Consider the following 15,186-nt stretch of genomic DNA (forward strand, 5'->3'; position numbering starts at 1 on the left):
CAGTTTCCTCTTTGGAGCAGGCATGGCCTGGAACACCCCTGGCAGTGACAATTCCGGCGGATCCGACCCCAACGGTCGATCGCCGCGGCAACGCAAGCCTGAAGGCCGCGGCCTGGACGCCTTGCTCGATCCGCTGCGCGGCCTGTTCGGCGGCGGTGGCGGCATCGGCGGTGGCGGCATCCTGCGCTGGGCCGCCGCGATCCTGGGCCTGTGGCTGGTCTTCAACTGCTTCGTGCTGGTGACCGAGCAGGAACGCGGCGTGGTCCTGCGCTTCGGCCACTTCTCGCGCATCCTGCAGCCCGGCCCGCATTTCAAGGCGCCGTGGCCGATCGAACGGGTGACCAAGGTCAACGCCACCCAGAGCAATGCCTACACCGAGACCGTGCCGGTGCTGACCCGCGACGGCAACATGGTCAACGTCGAGATCAACGTCCAGTACCGCATCGGCGATCCGGAGCAGTACCTGTTCGGTTCGCGCGAAGCCGCCGACGTGCTGCAGCAGGCGGCGCAAAGCGTGCTGCGCGAACAGATCGGCCGTTCCGACCTGGATACGGTGCTCAGCGCGCGCGGCGCCCTGACCACGATCGTGCGCGCGCGCCTGCAGGAGTCGCTGCTGGCTTACCGCACCGGTCTGACCCTGACCGAACTCAACCTGCCCAACGCGCGTCCGCCGGACGAGGTCAAGGACGCCTTCGACGAGGCCCAGCGCGCCGACGCCGACAAGGCCACCTCGATCAATCAGGCCGAGGCCTACGCCAAGAAGGTGGTGCCGGAAGCGCGCGGCCAGGCCGCGCAGGTGCGCACCGAGGCCGAAGGCTACAAGACCGCGGTGATCGCACGTTCGCAAGGCGACGCCAGCCGCTTCTCGCTGCTGGTCGACCAGTACAAGTCCGCGCCGGAAGTCACCCGCAAGCGCCTGTGGCTGGAAACCGTGCAGCAGGTGATGAGCGAGAACCGCAAGATCGTCGGCGGCGACTCGCGCCAGATGCTGTACGTGCCGCTGCCCGAACGCCGCGGCGGCGCTTCGGCGCCCTTGCTGACGCCGGAAATGCTGGCCCCGACGATCGCGACGCCCTCGTCCGATTCCGGAACCGAAACGATGTCGCGCCCGAGCCGCAGCAAGCGTCCGGATGGCCGCGAGGAGCCCGCACCATGAGATTCTCCGCCTGGATCGCCCTGGCCGTAGCCGCGTTGCTGGCGCTGCTGGGTTCGATGTTCGTAGTCAGCGAAGGGCATGGCGCGATCGTGTTCCGCCTCGGCACCATCGTGCGCCGCGACATCGGTCCCGGCCTGCACTTCAAGTGGCCGCTGGTCGAGAACGCGGCCGTGTTCGACCGCCGCCTGCAGGTGCTGACCGCCGCTCCCGAGCGCTACCTGACCGCCGACAAGCTCGACGTCAGCGTCGACTTCTTCGCGGTCGGCCAGATCGAAAACCTGAGCCGCTTCTACCAGGCCACCGGCGGCGACGAGAAGGTCGCGGCCGAGCGCCTGGCGCCGATCATCAAGGACTCGCTGCGCAACGAGATCAACTCGCGCACCCTGATCCAGGTGGTTTCGGGCGATCGCGCCACTGTGATCGGCAAGCAGCTGGTCGGCATCAACCGCGCCGCCTCTACCCTGGGCGTGCGCATTCTCGACATCCGGATCAAGCGCATCGATCTGCCGCAGGACAGCAACGTGCTGGCCTCGGTCTACAACCGCATGCGTTCGCAGCGCCTGCAGGTCGCCAGCCAGAAGCGCGCCGAAGGCGTGGAGCAGTCGCAGGCGATCCGCGCGACCGCCGACCGCGACAAGACGGTGATCGTCGCCGAGGCCGAGCGCGACGCCCAGCGCCTGCGCGGCGAGGGCGACGCGGAAGCCGCCAGCACCTACGCCGCGGCGGCCAACAAGGACCCGAGCTTCTACTCCTTCCAGCGCAGCCTCGAGGCCTATCGCCAGTCCTTCAAGGACGGCGACAGCGTGATCGTGCTCGACCGCGACGACCCGTTCCTGCAATACCTCAAGTCGGACCGTTGAGTGAGCGGTGAGCTGATTTCGGCACTGTGCCTGGTCGCAGTGCTGGAAGGGCTGTTTCTGTTCGTCGCCCCGCGCGGCTGGAAACGCGCCGCGGAGCAGCTGCAGGCGATGCCCGACCGTCAGCTGCGCATCGTCGGCGCGGTGGCGGTAGCGGTCGGCCTGCTCGCTTTGTGGGTCGTGCGCGCCTGGTTGTCCGGGTGAGTCGTCCGGGTGAGTCGGTCCGGCTGAGCCGGGCTCCGCTTCGGCGGTGGCCTGAGGGCTCCGTGTCGGGACGGGACCGCTTTGCGGCACCCAGGACCGCGGCGTGCCGCTCGGCCGGGGCTGCGCGGGTTTGCCCGGGCGCTACGGCTGGGAAGCACGGTCGCGACGGACCCCCGGTCCATGCCTGACAGCCCGCACCGGGTGACGTCGAAGGGCCTGGAGGACGCGGATAGGGGCCGCCGATACGCGGTTTCGCGGCCGTGGAACCGTCCGCCCAGCCTGTTCGGCGCGCAGGCTGAGCCGAATCTGTCCGCTGGCGTCGCTGGGGTGGCCCCGGTCGCCCGAAACCCGGATAATGCACAAAAGCCGGACGGGGATTCCCGCCGGCTTTTGTCGTTTTCGGTTTCCGCGGGACGCGGAACCTTACCGCGAGGCGGTCCCATCGGACCGCGCCAAACCAATTCGGAGTACGTGCAATGGGTCAGTCAGTCGTCGTTCTCGGTGCCCAGTGGGGCGATGAAGGCAAGGGCAAGATCGTCGACCTGCTGACCGAGCAGATCGGCGCGGTCGTTCGCTTCCAGGGCGGCCACAATGCCGGCCATACTCTGGTCATCGGCGGCAAGAAGACCGTCCTGCACCTGATCCCGTCCGGCATCCTGCGCGACGGTGCGCTGTGCCTGATCGGCAACGGCGTCGTGCTGAGCCCGGCCGCGCTGCGCAAGGAAATCGACGAGCTCGAAGCCACCGGCGTGGAAGTGCGTTCGCGCCTGAAGATCAGCCCGGCCACGCCGCTGATCATGCCGTACCACATCGCCCTGGATCAGGCCCGCGAGAAGGCCGCCGGCGGCAAGGCCATCGGCACCACCGGTCGCGGCATCGGCCCGGCTTACGAGGACAAGGTCGCTCGCCGCGGCATCCGCGTCGCCGACCTGCATTACCCCGACCAGCTGGCCGAGAAGCTGCGCACCGCGCTGGATTATCACAACTTCGTCCTGACCAAGTACCTGGGCGTCGACGCGGTCGACTACCAGCAGACCCTGGACGAAGCGCTGGCCTTCGGCGAATACGTCGAGCCGATGAAGTCCGACGTCGCCGGCATCCTGCACGACCTGCGCAAGCAGGGTAAGCGCGTGCTGTACGAAGGCGCGCAAGGCTCGCTGCTCGATATCGACCACGGCACCTATCCCTACGTGACCTCGTCCAACACCACCGTCGGCGGCGCGCTCGCCGGCACCGGCGTGGGCGCGGACTCGATCGACTACGTGCTCGGCATCGCCAAGGCCTACGCCACCCGCGTCGGCGGCGGTCCGTTCCCGACCGAACTCGACGACGAAATCGGCGAAGGCATCCGCAAGCGCGGCCAGGAATTCGGCGCCACCACCGGCCGTCCGCGCCGCTGCGGCTGGATCGATCTGGTCGCGCTCAAGCGCGCGGTCGCGATCAACGGCATCTCCGGCCTGTGCATCACCAAGCTCGACATCCTCGACGGCATGGACAAGCTCAAGCTCTGCATCGCCTACCGTTACCGCGGTAAGGAAACCGAGTACGCCCCGCTCGACGCGCAGGGCTGGAACGAGTGCGAGCCGGTCTACCTGGAGTTCCCGGGCTGGCAGGAAAGCACCCACAACGTCACCGAGTGGGACAAACTGCCCGCCGCCGCCCGCGCCTACCTGCGCGCGCTGGAAGAACTGTCTGGCTGCCCGCTGGCGATGGTCTCGACCGGCCCGGACCGCGACGCGAACATCGTGTTGCGCGATCCCTGGGCCTGAGGCCGGCACGACGGCTCGCCTGACGAGGCAGTGTTACGAGAAGGCCCCGCGATGCGGGGCTTTTTCGTAGCTTTAATCATCCCGATTCTTGGCGGTGTCGCCGCGCCGTCGCCAATTCCGATCTTCGCTCCTCGGATTTCAACCGAGCGTTCCGGCCGCTCGGAGCAACACTGCCAAGGCGGCATACCGATTCGGCTCGTCGCATCGGTGTTGGGCGCGCTTGCGTTTTTGCTAGGCTGGGCCTAGCCGATAGCAGGGAGACTGTCATGCGTACACAGCGAACCAAGCGCATGCGTGCGGTCGAGCGCTTGCTGCTGATGATGGCGTCGACCTGCATTTCGCTGCCTGCGTTCGCGATTTGTATGGCCACGCCGATAGAGGACGAGATGAAAGCCGCCAAGACCGTCTTCGTGGCGACCATCACCGAGTCCAAGCTCGTGGGCGCGGCGAGTGATCTCAAGAACGAGCACGGATACCGCATCGATCACGCTTTCGTCGTTCGCGAACGGCTCAAAGGCGATCCCGCATCCGTTAGGCGCGTCTTCACGACCGGCTTGTACAACGACCCTGCGAGCGACACGGTCGTGCGGGTAGCGGAGCAGACATACCTGGCTCCAGGAGATAACGTGCTCGTGGTGAGCGAGGGAGACGACGCGGTGCAGGTATCGCTGTGTGGGCCTTCCAAGAAGAGGGAAAGCGTCAACCTCGAGCTGGTGCGAACCCTGCTCTCAACGAAGTAGCGGAATCGACCCGCCCGCAAGCCGACGTTCATGACCGACCCTTACCAAGCGCCGTCCGCAGCCGCGCCGCCTGCGTCCTCTTCGGGCCATCCGGTCCTGATGGTGATTGGTGTTGCCTGCGCCGCGGTGACCGCGCTGATCCCGACCCTGATCGTGCCCAATTTCAGCGAAGTGTTCCGGTCCTTCGGCGCGGAACTGCCCGGACCCACGCAACTGTTGCTGCAGGGGTATCTCGGGTTGTGGATCCTGCCGGTAATGGTGTTGGTGATCTGGTGGCTGTGGCCCAAACCGCGCAGCCGGGCGAAAGCCGCGTGTTGGTTCGGCGCGCTGAGCCTGGTGTTGGGCTTGCCGGCCTGCCTATGGGCCTTGTACATGCCGATCGTCGCCCTGTCGCAAACGATTTGACTGCGATCGGGTGCCGGGCCGATGTGCGGGCTTTGCGAGCGCGACCGTCGGTTGCGCGATCCAAACACGTTACACGCTGACGTGATGGGCCGCTCGCGCATGAATGCCGCATTCATGTGCATGCGTTAAGTTAGTACGCAGTTCGTAACAGGGGGCGCGATGGAGCCGCAGCAGATCGTATTCCTCTTGATCCTGGCCGCGGCATTGGCCTTGTTCATCAGCGAAAAGCTGCGCGTGGATCTGGTGGCGATGCTGGCGATGCTGGCCTTGGCCCTGACCGGCGTGCTGTCGCCGAAGGAAGCGCTGTCGGGTTTCGCCAGCGAGCCGGCGATCATCGTCGCGGCGGTGTTCGTGCTGTCGGCGGGCTTGTCGGCCACCGGCATCACCGACCGCATCGGCGCGGCGATAGGGCGCGCGGCCGGCGGCAGCGAGGCGCGCGCGATCGCGGTGATCATGCCCGCGACCGCGGCGATGGCGGCGTTCTCGCATCATCTGATGGTCACCGCGATGATGCTGCCGATCCTGATGCGGCTGGCGCAGGAGCGAAAGCTGGCGGCGTCGCGCTTGCTGATGCCGATGTCGCTGGCTGCCTCGCTGGGCACCACCCTGACCCTGATCAGCGCGCCGGCGTTCCTGCTCGCCAACGATCTGCTGGCGCGCAACGGCGGCGGGCGCATGGACCTGTTCGCGATCACGCCGATCGGCGCGATGCTGGTCCTGATCGGCGCGATCTACATGCTGGCCGGGCGCTGGCTGCTGCCCAAGCGGCAGGGCGAGAGCGGCAACGTCGATTACCTCAAGCTGGAACGCTATTACACCGAGTTGCTGGTGGACCAGGACTCGCCCTGGATCGGCAAGACCCTGGCCGCGTTCGACAAGGCCTTCCAGGGCCGCCTGCAGGTGGTGGACTGGCTGCGTCACGGCATCCGTCGCCGCGACCAGCGCGCGGACAGTCCGCTGGCCGCGGGGGACGTGTTGCTGGTGCGCGCCTCGCCGGACGAGATCGCATCGGTGCGCGACGAGCCCGGCCTGTCGCTGCACGCGGTGGTCAAGTACGGCGAGAAGCCGCGCGAGAGCGGCAAGGTCGAGGAACTGGGCGAGGAACGTCTGGTGCAGGCGGTGGTGGCGCCGCGTTCGGAATTTCTCGGCCGCAGCGTGTCCGAGATCGATTTCCTCAGCACCCTGGGCGTGGTCGTGGTCGGCCTGTGGCGCAAGGAGGGCTGGCTGCACAGCGAGTTGTCGGAGCTGCGCCTGGAGGAGGGCGATCTGCTGGTGCTGTGGGGCGCGCAGGCGCGCCTGGAGCAATTGGCCGCGCATCGCGCCTTCCTGATGCTGATACCCTTCGACGCGCGCGGCAGCAGGCGCCGGCGCGCGCCGCTGGCGCTGGGGATCATGGCCGCGTCGATCGCGCTGGCCGCGACCGAACTGTTGGCACCACAGATCGCGTTCCTGCTCGGTGCGGTGGCGATGGTGCTCACGCGCTGCGTCAGCATCGAGCGCGCCTACGAAGAGATCGACGTGCGCATCTACGTGATGATCGCGGGCGTGATTCCGCTGGGCATCGCGATGGACAAGACCGGTACCGCCGATCTGGTCGCGCAGTTGCTGTCGGTGCACGCGCAGGGCCTGCCGGTGCTGGGCCTGTTGCTGCTGATGTTCGCGGCGGCGGCCCTATTGACCCAGATCCTGTCGGACGCGGCGACCACCGTGCTGCTGGCGCCGATCGCGCTGGCCCTGGCCCAGAGCCTGGGCCTGCCGCCGCTGCCGTTCGTGGTCTGCACCGCGATGGGCGCGGTGGCCTCGTTCCTGACCCCGATCGGCCACCACGGCAATCTGCTGATCCTCAATCCCGGTCAATACACCTTCGGCGATTTCCTGCGCGTGGGCGTGCCGCTGACCACGCTGATCGCCCTGACCGTGGCCTGGATGGCGCGCTGGCTGTGGCTGGGCGGGCCCTTGCTGCCGTTCGCTTGATCGGCGATGCGGCCCCGCGCGCGCCGCACCCGTTCAGGCATGCATATAGCTGGCCATGTCCGCGCGAATGCCCAGCCCGCGCATGAACGCCGCCGGGTCGAAACCTTCCTCGGCATAGCGCTGCTGCATCGCCGCTTTGGCCGTGGCGACCGCATCGGCGCTTTCCCACTCCACCAGGGTGGCGATGTCGTACTCGCCGCCGACGCCGATCCGGGTCAGGACCAGGTTCTGCTTGCAGCCGGGCATGCCGTCCAGCGCCTGCTGGGTGTAGCGCAGGCGTTCGACGAAGGCCGGCATGGCCGCTGCGGGCACGGCGAAATGATCGAGGCGGAAGACCGGAGCGGCGGAAGTGGGGTTCGACATGCGTGGTCCTTTCGATGGTGGCCGCGGATGGCCGGGGATGGCCGGGGAGGCGCCCAGTCTGCAACCTGAAGTAAAGCTGAGGTCAAGGGCCGGGCGCGACCGCTGGGCCTTAGCGCGAGTGCGGCAATCGTCCTAGGCTGTGACTATGGCTTTCCTGTCTTCCGGCGACCCCGACGTCATCCACAGCGCCAGCGAGGGCCGCTGCTACGTCTATGTCGTGCCCTGCGCCTACGAGGACCTGCTCAAACTCGGGTTCTCGCGCAGTCCGCTGCGCCGTCTCGGCGAACTGCAACCGCGTTACTACGACAGCTTCGATCTGGATCGCGCGTTCCTGGTCGAAACCGAAACCGTGCGCGATGCGCGCGACCTCGAGCTCGCGTTGCAGCACGCGGTGGTAGCGCACCGGGCGCCGGCGCCGCTGCTGATCCGGCGCGAGGCCGCCGGTCACACCGAGTGGTACCGCGGCGCCTACGCGTTGCTGCGCGCGCAGGCCGATACGCTGGTCGAGCGCGGCTACTCCCTGCACGCACCGCTGCGGAATTTCCTGGCTCGGGAACTGGATGCGCATTCCGATGCGCTCTATGCCTGGGCCGCGGGCGTGCTGGAGGTCCTGGGTGGCGAACCCGAGCTGTTGGACGCTCCGGCGCTGGCTGGCCTGCGCCGCAATGTGCTCGACACGCTGGATGCCTACGCCGCGTTGGGTCTCGCGCTCGATCAACGGCTGCCGGAGGCTTTGCTGGACTGGTACCGCATGCGTCGCGGCTGAGCGTCGACGGTGCCGTGAGCGTCGATCGTCGCGCAACGCAGTCGCAGTCCTATTCGGCCCGCAGGCCGGCGGCTTCGCCATCCCGCGGCAGGCCGCGCTGGACCTCGCGCGCGCGCCGGTTGTAGGAGCGCCCCGAGTGGCGCCTGCGTTCAATGGTTGGAGCCGGAGCTGCTTCTCTACATGTACGCCGAGAAATCCGAACCATCTCAGGCGCCCCATCGCGGGCCGTATTCACGTGCGCGGCGCGCGGCCGTTTGATGGAATAGGGGACGGGCATTCAGCAGTCGGCCCCACCGGCGCGCGGGACGGTCCCACGCGCCGCCGCCACGGCTCCGCACGCGGGGCCCCACTAGGAGACGCACGCTCATGGCCGTAACCGGCGCGGTAACGTTCACCCTGAAATCCGGCAAGGTCTGCGGCCCGTATAGCGCGACGCGCGAGGTGGCCGACAACTATGTCGACGTCGTCAAGGGCGGCAAGGACTATCCGACCAAGCTCGACTTCAACAAATTTCACACGGTGGCCTCGATCACCTTCAAGCCCGGCGTCGGCGGCGCCACCAGTTGGACCAGTTGGGACTACTTCAACAACGGCCAGTGGACGGTGGATCGCTTCACCAATCTGGCCTGAGTCGCGCGGGCGCGCCGTCTCGCCGGCGCGCCTGACATTCGTGTGCGAGGTTCCGGCGTTGCCGGCTATGCTGCGGTCCCCCGACCGCAGCTTGATCCGGCACGCATGAATCTCGCGCTGTTCGATTTCGACGGCACCATCAGCGACCGCGAACTGTTCGCCGATTTCGTGGCGCGTGCGGTGCCGCCGCAGCGGCTGCGCCTGGGACGCTGGCTGTTCGCGCCGATGGTGCTGGGCTACAAGCTCGGGCTGGTGTCGGGCAGCACGATCCGCGCGCGGGTGGCGCGGTTCGGCTTCCAGGGTTTGGACCTCGTGGCGGCCGAGCAGGCCGGGCGCCGCTTCGCCGACGAGGTGCTGCCCGGCGCGATCCGGCCCGAGGCCCTGCAGCGCATCGCCTGGCACCGGGCGCAGGGCGATACCGTGGCGGTGGTGTCCGGCGCTTTCGATCTCTACCTGCGCCACTGGTGCGAGCATCACGGCCTGGACTGGATCTGTTCGGCGCTGGAAGCCGAAGACGGCGTGCTGACCGGCCGCTATCGTGGCGCGCAATGCGTGGGCGCGGAAAAATCGCGCCGCGTCAGCGAACGCTACGACCTGTCGCGCTACGCGCAGATCTACGCCTACGGCGATACCCGCGAGGACCTGGATATGCTGGCGCTTGCGCACCGGCGCTGGTACCGCTGGCAGGAAGTCGCCTGAAGTCCGCGCGCCGCGGCATCCCGGGATCGCCGGAATGCCGCGACGGCATCGCTCAGACCGTGGCCCACAGGCGCAGCGCTTCCTCGGCGACCACGTCCGGGCGCTCTTCCGGCCAGAACAGCTTGCTGCCTTCGAGCTGGCGCAGGCCCTGGAAACGACCGAAGCTGCGCTGCAGATGTTCGGCACCGGCCGGCGAAAAAATCGTGTCGCCCATGCCCCAGACCACGCGGGTCGGCGCGGTGCTGCGCTTGAGCGCCTCGCCGACGCCTTCGAGCACGTTGTGGTCCAGCGCGACCGCATAGGCGTGCACGCGCGCCTTGCTCTGCGCCGAAGCCAGCAGCGGCAGGAAATAGTTGTCGATGGCCTCGTCGGTGGGATTGCCCGGATCGAGATAGCACATGCCGCCGATGCCGTCCGGCGAGCGCGCCAGGCGCTTGTCGGCCTGCCAAGGCGCCAGCCACTGGTCGACGAATTTGCCTTCGCGCGACAGCGCAATCACCGGCAGCATCGCCGCGGGCGGGCATTCGATCTCGGTGTCGCAGTTGGCCAGCAGCAGCGAGCGCACGCGTTCGGGATGGCGCGCCAGCAGCAATTGCGCGACCGCGCCGCCGCTGTCGCTGGCGATCACGTCGGCGCGGTCGATCGACAGCTTGTCCATCAAGGCCAGCAGCATCCCGACCTGGGCGTCGGGGGCGACGCTCTGGCCGTCGGCCACTTCGGTATGGCCCAGACCCATGAAATCCGGGGCCACGCAGCGGCGGTGCGGCGCCAGCCGCTCGATCGCGCCGCGCCATTGGAAGCTGTTGAGCGGGAAGCCGTGCAGGAACAGGGCCGCCGCGCCGCGGCCGCGTTCGACATAGGCGATGCGGCCGTAGCGGGTGCGCACGAAACGGCGCGCGGCGCGGAAGCCGGCGGCGTCGAGCGGGCCATTGGCGGCGGGTGCGGCGGCCGCGGCCAGGCTCAGGCCGCCGGCGAGGGCACCGGCGGCCAGCGCGCCGGTGGAGAGTGCGAGAAAGCGCCTGCGATTCATGTCGTGTCTCCGTCGAAGGACCGTCCTTCGTTGGCGGCCATGATTCGCTTCCGGGGTCATGCGCTCAATGCCGTCGCAGGTCATGCTTTCATGACCTGGCAGGTCATGGTTTTCGCAACCAGGCGTCGTAAGATGCCGACGATGGATACTGCCGTCGTCCGCGCCACGCCGTCGTCCGCGCCCACCCAGGTCGGTGCCTTGCTGCGCGAATGGCGCGCGGCACGGCGCTTGAGCCAGCTCGATCTGGCCCTGGACGCGGGCCTGTCCGCACGCCACCTCAGCTGCGTCGAGACCGGCAAGGCCCAGGCCAGCCGCGAGGTGATCGCGCGCCTGGCCGATGCGCTGGAGATGCCGCTGCGCGAGCGCAACGCGCTGCTGGTCGCCGCCGGCTACGCGCCCAAGTACCCCGAAACCGCGCTCAATACGCCCGAGCTGTCGCAGGTGCGGCGCGCGATCGAGTTCATCCTGGCCCAGCAGGAGCCGTATCCGGCTTTCGTGCTCAACCGGCGCTGGGATGTGCTGATGGCCAACGCCGCGGCGATGCGGGTCAACGCCTATGTGATGCGCGGCCGCGCCAGCGCGCACGGCAACATGATCCGGCAGATCTTCGATCCGGACGATCTGCGCCCGGCGGTGGCGAACTGGGAGGAGGTCGCGGGCGATCTGATCCGCCACCTGCACGACGAAGTCGCGGCTTCGCCCGGCGACGCGTCCGCGCGTGCCCTGCTGGAAGAAGTGCTGGCCTATCCCGGCGTGCCCGCGCGCTGGCGCCATCGCGAACTCGGCACCGCGCCGACCCCGCTGCTGACCACGGTGCTGCGTCGCGACGACCATCTGCTGCGGTTCTTCTCGACCATCACCACCTTCGGCACTCCGCGCGACGTCACCATCGACGAGTTGCACATCGAATGCTGCTTCCCGGTCGACGATGCCACCGTCGAACTCTGCCGCATGCTCGCCCACGACGCGGACGCATAGCGGCGCGGCCGATATGGACCGTTACGCGATGCCACACGGCGATGGCCCGGGCGACGCGATGCCGGCGGGCGGATTGGTCAGCGCCCTGTTGCCCAAGCCGATGTCGCCGTACTGGCTGCCGGTGCTCGCAGGCTTGCCGCTGACGGTCTGCACGCTGCTGCTGGCGCTGCCTTCGCTGGGACGTGAACGGGCCATGTTCTATTGGTCGGTGTTCCTGCTCGCCAACCTGCTGTGGATGTGGCCGCTGACCGCGATCCAGGCCACGATGCGCCGCCATGGCGCCTCGAAATGGGCGATGGCGGGCGTGCTGCTGCCCGCCACCTATCTGATGTCGGTGACCAACAACGTGGCCGGCGACGCGATCGCGCGCGCGCGCGGCTGGCCGTCGGACTATCCGCTGGATTGGAGCCTGCTGCTCAGCGGCTTCGACACCTGCTGGCTGGTGATGGTCGCGTTCTGCGTGGTGCATGCGGGCTCGGCTTACTACGCCGAGCTGCAGGAGGCGAAGGCGCGCAACCGCCAGGCGCTGGCGCTGACCCGCGAAGCCGAACTGCGCGCGTTGCGCTACCAGCTGCACCCGCATTTCCTGTTCAACACACTCAATGCGATCTCTACGCTGGTGGCCGAGCAGCGCAGCGCCGATGCCCGGCAGATGATCGCGCGCCTGGCCGAGTTCCTGCGCGCGACCCTGGAGAGCGGCGACCGCCACGAAGTCGCGCTGGCCGACGAGCTTGCCCTGACCGAGACCTACCTGGCGATCGAGCGCGCGCGCCTGGGCCAACGCCTGCGGCTGAAATGGAATATCGGCCCGGACACCCTGCGCGCGCGGGTGCCGGCCTTGCTGCTGCAGCCGCTGGTCGAAAACGCCATCCGCCACGGCATCGCCGCGCGCAGCGAGCCGGGGCAGCTCGATATCCGGATCGAGCGCGACCAGGGCCGTCTGCACCTGCACGTGGGCAACGACGGCGCGGGCGTCCCGATGCCGGTCGTAGCGGGGCGACGCAACGCCCCGGTCGGCCTGCGCAACATCGTCGAGCGCCTGCGTACGCTGTACCCGGGTGCCCACGCCTTCGCGGCCGGCGCGCGCGCGGATGGCGGCTACGAGGTGCGGCTGTCGTTGCCGTTCCAGGAGTCGGTGCCGCCCGCGGCGGGATGATGCGGGCGCAAGGCTCGGCCGGCGCCGTTCAGGCGGACGGCCGGAAGCCAGTGTTGTCGTTGGGGCCCGGCTCCGGCCGATTTCGTCCCGCCGCAAGCAGCTACCGTTTCGCCGCAACGGCACGCGCGCATCGTGGCCGCGCCCGCCCGCCTGGGCTCAAATGATCGTTCGCTCGAATCGGTACCGTCGTTCCGTCACGCGTCCACGGCCCGGCGGAACCGTTTCGAGCGTCTATTCTGTTGCCAGGGACGGCGACACTTTCTGCCGCTCCGCCGGCTGGCGCGCCGGTTTGCGGCCGGCGCCTCGGGCTTGGTCGGAGACGGCGTACGCTGGAGAATCGGCTTGCCGCTCCGTTACGACTCGCCGAAACCGACATGATCCCGCCTGCCGCGACCCCGGACACCCGCATCGACGCAGCGTCCGCCGACCCGGCAGGCGCGCAGCCGCAGGACCCGCCCGGTTCGGCGCGGCTGTGGCTGTCGCTGCTGGCGCGTCTGCTGCTGGGCGCGTGCACGCTGCTGATCGCGCTGCCGTCGCTGAACGACCCGCACGAGATCGCTTACTGGGCCACGTTCCTGCTCGCCAACCTGATTTGGATGTCGCCGCTGACCGCGATCCAGCACGTGTTCTGGCGCCGCGGCACCTCGAAGTGGACCATGGTGATGGCGTTGCTGGCGATCACCTACGCGATGTCGGTGCTGAGCAACCTGGCAGCGCACTGGATCGCCAATACCCAGGGCTCGCAGCTGCGCGATCCGACCGACTGGACCCTGATCTTCGGCGGTGTCGGCGGCTGCTGGCTGGTGCTGATCGCGTATTGCGCGATCCAGGCGGTGATCACCTACTACGCCGACCTGCAGGACGCGCGCGAGCGCAACCGCCAGGCCCTGGTGCTGGCGCAGGACGCCGAGCTGCGCGCGCTGCGCTACCAGATCAACCCGCACTTCCTGTTCAACACCCTGAATGCGATCTCGGCGCTGGTCGCCGACGACCGCAATCGCGAGGCGCAACAGATGATCGTGCGCCTGGCCGGATTCCTGCGCGTGACCCTGGACGGCGGCGAAGGCCACGAAGTCGCGCTGGCCGACGAGCTGGCGCTGACCGACACCTATCTGGAGATCGAGCGCGCGCGCCTGGGCCAGCGCCTGCTGCTGAAGTGGAACATCGGCCCGGACACCTTGCGCGCGCAGGTGCCGGTGCTGTTGCTGCAGCCGCTGGTCGAAAACGCGATCCGCCACGGCATCGCCCAGCGCAGCGAGCCGGGGCGGTTGGATATACGGATCGAACGCGAAGGCGGGCGCCTGCACCTGCATGTCGGCAACGACGGCGCAGCCGCGCCGGCACCGGCCGAGGAAGCCGCGCGCCGCGCCGGCGCGATCGGCCTGCGCAATATCGCCGAGCGTCTGCAGGCGCTGTATCCGGACAAACATTCCTTCGCCGCCGGCGCACGCGCCGACGGCGGGTACGAGGTGCGGATGTCGCTGCCGTACAGCGAGGCGCCGGCGACGTTGGTGATCAAGGAGACCCAAGCATGATGCGAGTAGCGGTAATCGACGACGAACCCCTGGCCCGCAGCGGCGTGATCACGCGGTTGGCGGCGCACCCGGACATCCAGGTGGTGGGCGAATTCGCCGACGGTCCCTCGGCGCTGGCCGGCATCTCCGCGCTGGCTCCGGACCTGGTCTTCATCGACGTGCAGATGCCCGGCATGACCGGGCTGGAAGCGCTGGCCGCGCTGGAACCGGAGCAACGGCCGCTGGCGGTGCTGCTGACCGCCTACGAGAACTTCGCCGTGCGCGCGTTCGAACTGCACGCGGTCGACTACCTGCTCAAGCCGATCGACGACGAGCGTTTCGCCGAAGCGCTGGAGCGCGCGCGCCAGGCTCATCCCTACCGGCGCGGCGGCCTGCCGCCCGGCACCGCCGCCGCGCCGCCGTCGCATAACGACGACGAGAATTCGTGGCTGACCCGCTTCGTGGTGCGCGTGGGCCGGCGCGTGGCCTTCGTCGAGGCCGCCGAAGTCGAGTGGATCCAGGCCGACGGCGACTACGCGACCCTGCACGTGGGCGACCGCGGCTACCTGCTGCGCGAGTCGATGGGGCGCCTGTCGCGGCGCCTGGATCCGGCGCAGTTCGTGCGCGTGCATCGGTCCACCATCGTGCGCGTGGACTGCGTGGCCGAACTGCAGCCGCTGTCCAACCGCGACGCCATGCTGCGCCTGCGCGACGGCACCCCGGTGCGCGCCAGCCGCACCTACATCGAGCCGCTGCAGGAGCGCCTGCGCGGCCGCGTGGGCTTCATCGGCTAAGGCTTCCGCCCCATGGCCTCGTCGGGCGGGCCGCTCCGGGTCGGCTGTCGACCTGCTGCAACCGCCGGCGCGGCGCCGGTATCTCCGATCCCGACCTTGGCGCCTCGCGCGCCGAGCCCGGGGACGGCGGCAGCCCGCATGCGGCCGGGCG

The 15,186-nt window shown here is 68.8% G+C and carries 16 protein-coding genes; 14 read left to right on the forward strand and 2 right to left on the reverse strand.

Annotated elements, in window-relative coordinates:
- Positions 1 to 22 precede the first annotated feature (22 nt).
- From hflK to ASD78_RS16190, 7 genes are all read left to right on the forward strand, one after another.
- On the forward strand, positions 23 to 1,156 hold the full coding sequence (gene hflK, locus ASD78_RS16160) for an FtsH protease activity modulator HflK (protein ID WP_055901093.1): 1,134 nt from the start codon (positions 23 to 25) through the stop codon (positions 1,154 to 1,156).
- Positions 1,153 to 2,016 carry a protease modulator HflC gene (hflC, locus tag ASD78_RS16165; RefSeq protein ID WP_055901089.1) on the forward strand — a complete coding sequence of 288 codons (864 nt, stop codon included), beginning with the start codon at positions 1,153 to 1,155 and terminating at the stop codon, positions 2,014 to 2,016. The genes hflK and hflC overlap by 4 nt, the downstream gene beginning before the upstream one ends.
- Entirely contained in the window at positions 2,017 to 2,217 is a 201-nt protein-coding gene (locus ASD78_RS16170) for a DUF2065 family protein (protein ID WP_055901087.1), read from the forward strand.
- A gap of 476 nt (positions 2,218 to 2,693) precedes the next feature.
- Positions 2,694 to 3,986 carry an adenylosuccinate synthase gene (locus tag ASD78_RS16175; protein WP_055901084.1) on the forward strand — a complete coding sequence of 431 codons (1,293 nt, stop codon included), beginning with the start codon at positions 2,694 to 2,696 and terminating at the stop codon, positions 3,984 to 3,986.
- A gap of 266 nt (positions 3,987 to 4,252) precedes the next feature.
- Entirely contained in the window at positions 4,253 to 4,726 is a 474-nt protein-coding gene (locus tag ASD78_RS16180) for a hypothetical protein (protein WP_156087828.1), read from the forward strand.
- Between the two features lie 30 nt (positions 4,727 to 4,756).
- Positions 4,757 to 5,131, forward strand: coding sequence for a hypothetical protein (locus ASD78_RS16185; RefSeq protein WP_056103284.1), 375 nt, complete (start codon positions 4,757 to 4,759; stop codon positions 5,129 to 5,131).
- Positions 5,132 to 5,290: 159 nt separating this feature from the next.
- Entirely contained in the window at positions 5,291 to 7,105 is a 1,815-nt protein-coding gene (locus tag ASD78_RS16190; RefSeq protein WP_056103287.1) for an SLC13 family permease, read from the forward strand.
- Between the two features lie 33 nt (positions 7,106 to 7,138).
- On the opposite strand, the gene ASD78_RS16195 is transcribed toward ASD78_RS16190, so the two are convergent.
- The gene (locus ASD78_RS16195) at positions 7,139 to 7,468 is read right to left on the reverse strand and encodes a hypothetical protein (RefSeq protein WP_056103290.1); all 330 of its coding nucleotides are present in this window, start codon (positions 7,466 to 7,468) and stop codon (positions 7,139 to 7,141) included.
- A 145-nt stretch (positions 7,469 to 7,613) separates the two neighbouring features.
- Here ASD78_RS16195 and ASD78_RS16200 point away from each other — a divergent pair, with 145 nt between their 5' ends.
- From ASD78_RS16200 to ASD78_RS16210, 3 genes are all read left to right on the forward strand, one after another.
- Positions 7,614 to 8,234, forward strand: a complete 621-nt coding sequence (locus tag ASD78_RS16200; RefSeq protein WP_056103293.1) for a GIY-YIG nuclease family protein — start codon at positions 7,614 to 7,616, stop codon at positions 8,232 to 8,234.
- A gap of 366 nt (positions 8,235 to 8,600) precedes the next feature.
- Positions 8,601 to 8,864 (forward strand): hypothetical protein, encoded by a 264-nt coding sequence (locus ASD78_RS16205; protein WP_056103296.1) that lies wholly within the window; start codon positions 8,601 to 8,603, stop codon positions 8,862 to 8,864.
- A gap of 105 nt (positions 8,865 to 8,969) precedes the next feature.
- Entirely contained in the window at positions 8,970 to 9,563 is a 594-nt protein-coding gene (locus tag ASD78_RS16210; RefSeq protein WP_056103299.1) for an HAD family hydrolase, read from the forward strand.
- Positions 9,564 to 9,615: 52 nt separating this feature from the next.
- On the opposite strand, the gene ASD78_RS16215 is transcribed toward ASD78_RS16210, so the two are convergent.
- Positions 9,616 to 10,593 carry an alpha/beta hydrolase gene (locus tag ASD78_RS16215; protein ID WP_056103302.1) on the reverse strand — a complete coding sequence of 326 codons (978 nt, stop codon included), beginning with the start codon at positions 10,591 to 10,593 and terminating at the stop codon, positions 9,616 to 9,618.
- 141 nt (positions 10,594 to 10,734) lie between these two features.
- On the opposite strand from ASD78_RS16215, the gene ASD78_RS16220 reads away from it, so the two are divergent.
- From ASD78_RS16220 to ASD78_RS16235, 4 genes are all read left to right on the forward strand, one after another.
- Positions 10,735 to 11,571, forward strand: a complete 837-nt coding sequence (locus tag ASD78_RS16220) for a helix-turn-helix transcriptional regulator (protein ID WP_156087829.1) — start codon at positions 10,735 to 10,737, stop codon at positions 11,569 to 11,571.
- 28 nt (positions 11,572 to 11,599) lie between these two features.
- The gene (locus ASD78_RS16225) at positions 11,600 to 12,727 is read left to right on the forward strand and encodes a histidine kinase (protein ID WP_162250179.1); all 1,128 of its coding nucleotides are present in this window, start codon (positions 11,600 to 11,602) and stop codon (positions 12,725 to 12,727) included.
- A gap of 374 nt (positions 12,728 to 13,101) precedes the next feature.
- Positions 13,102 to 14,262, forward strand: a complete 1,161-nt coding sequence (locus tag ASD78_RS16230) for a histidine kinase (RefSeq protein WP_055901058.1) — start codon at positions 13,102 to 13,104, stop codon at positions 14,260 to 14,262.
- Positions 14,259 to 15,035: a response regulator gene (locus ASD78_RS16235; RefSeq protein WP_056103311.1), complete on the forward strand. Its 777-nt coding sequence runs from the start codon at positions 14,259 to 14,261 to the stop codon at positions 15,033 to 15,035. The genes ASD78_RS16230 and ASD78_RS16235 overlap by 4 nt, the downstream gene beginning before the upstream one ends.
- The last annotated feature ends 151 nt before the right edge of the window (positions 15,036 to 15,186 follow it).

The organism is Lysobacter sp. Root667, from assembly GCF_001427715.1.
GTDB lineage: Bacteria > Pseudomonadota > Gammaproteobacteria > Xanthomonadales > Xanthomonadaceae > Lysobacter.

Bases quoted from the DNA above. Each gene is read 5' to 3' on its own strand.
- hflK (WP_055901093.1), top strand. From the start codon at position 23: ATGGCCTGGAACACCCCTGGCAGTGACAATTCCGGCGGATCCGACCCC.
- hflC (WP_055901089.1), top strand. From the start codon at position 1,153: ATGAGATTCTCCGCCTGGATCGCCCTGGCCGTAGCCGCGTTGCTGGCG.
- ASD78_RS16215 (WP_056103302.1), bottom strand. From the start codon at position 10,593: ATGAATCGCAGGCGCTTTCTCGCACTCTCCACCGGCGCGCTGGCCGCC.
- ASD78_RS16225 (WP_162250179.1), top strand. From the start codon at position 11,600: ATGCCACACGGCGATGGCCCGGGCGACGCGATGCCGGCGGGCGGATTG.
- ASD78_RS16175 (WP_055901084.1), top strand. From the start codon at position 2,694: ATGGGTCAGTCAGTCGTCGTTCTCGGTGCCCAGTGGGGCGATGAAGGC.
- ASD78_RS16195 (WP_056103290.1), bottom strand. From the start codon at position 7,468: ATGTCGAACCCCACTTCCGCCGCTCCGGTCTTCCGCCTCGATCATTTC.
- ASD78_RS16235 (WP_056103311.1), top strand. From the start codon at position 14,259: ATGATGCGAGTAGCGGTAATCGACGACGAACCCCTGGCCCGCAGCGGC.
- ASD78_RS16230 (WP_055901058.1), top strand. From the start codon at position 13,102: ATGATCCCGCCTGCCGCGACCCCGGACACCCGCATCGACGCAGCGTCC.
- ASD78_RS16205 (WP_056103296.1), top strand. From the start codon at position 8,601: ATGGCCGTAACCGGCGCGGTAACGTTCACCCTGAAATCCGGCAAGGTC.
- ASD78_RS16185 (WP_056103284.1), top strand. From the start codon at position 4,757: ATGACCGACCCTTACCAAGCGCCGTCCGCAGCCGCGCCGCCTGCGTCC.
- ASD78_RS16180 (WP_156087828.1), top strand. From the start codon at position 4,253: ATGCGTACACAGCGAACCAAGCGCATGCGTGCGGTCGAGCGCTTGCTG.
- ASD78_RS16190 (WP_056103287.1), top strand. From the start codon at position 5,291: ATGGAGCCGCAGCAGATCGTATTCCTCTTGATCCTGGCCGCGGCATTG.
- ASD78_RS16220 (WP_156087829.1), top strand. From the start codon at position 10,735: ATGGATACTGCCGTCGTCCGCGCCACGCCGTCGTCCGCGCCCACCCAG.
- ASD78_RS16210 (WP_056103299.1), top strand. From the start codon at position 8,970: ATGAATCTCGCGCTGTTCGATTTCGACGGCACCATCAGCGACCGCGAA.
- ASD78_RS16200 (WP_056103293.1), top strand. From the start codon at position 7,614: ATGGCTTTCCTGTCTTCCGGCGACCCCGACGTCATCCACAGCGCCAGC.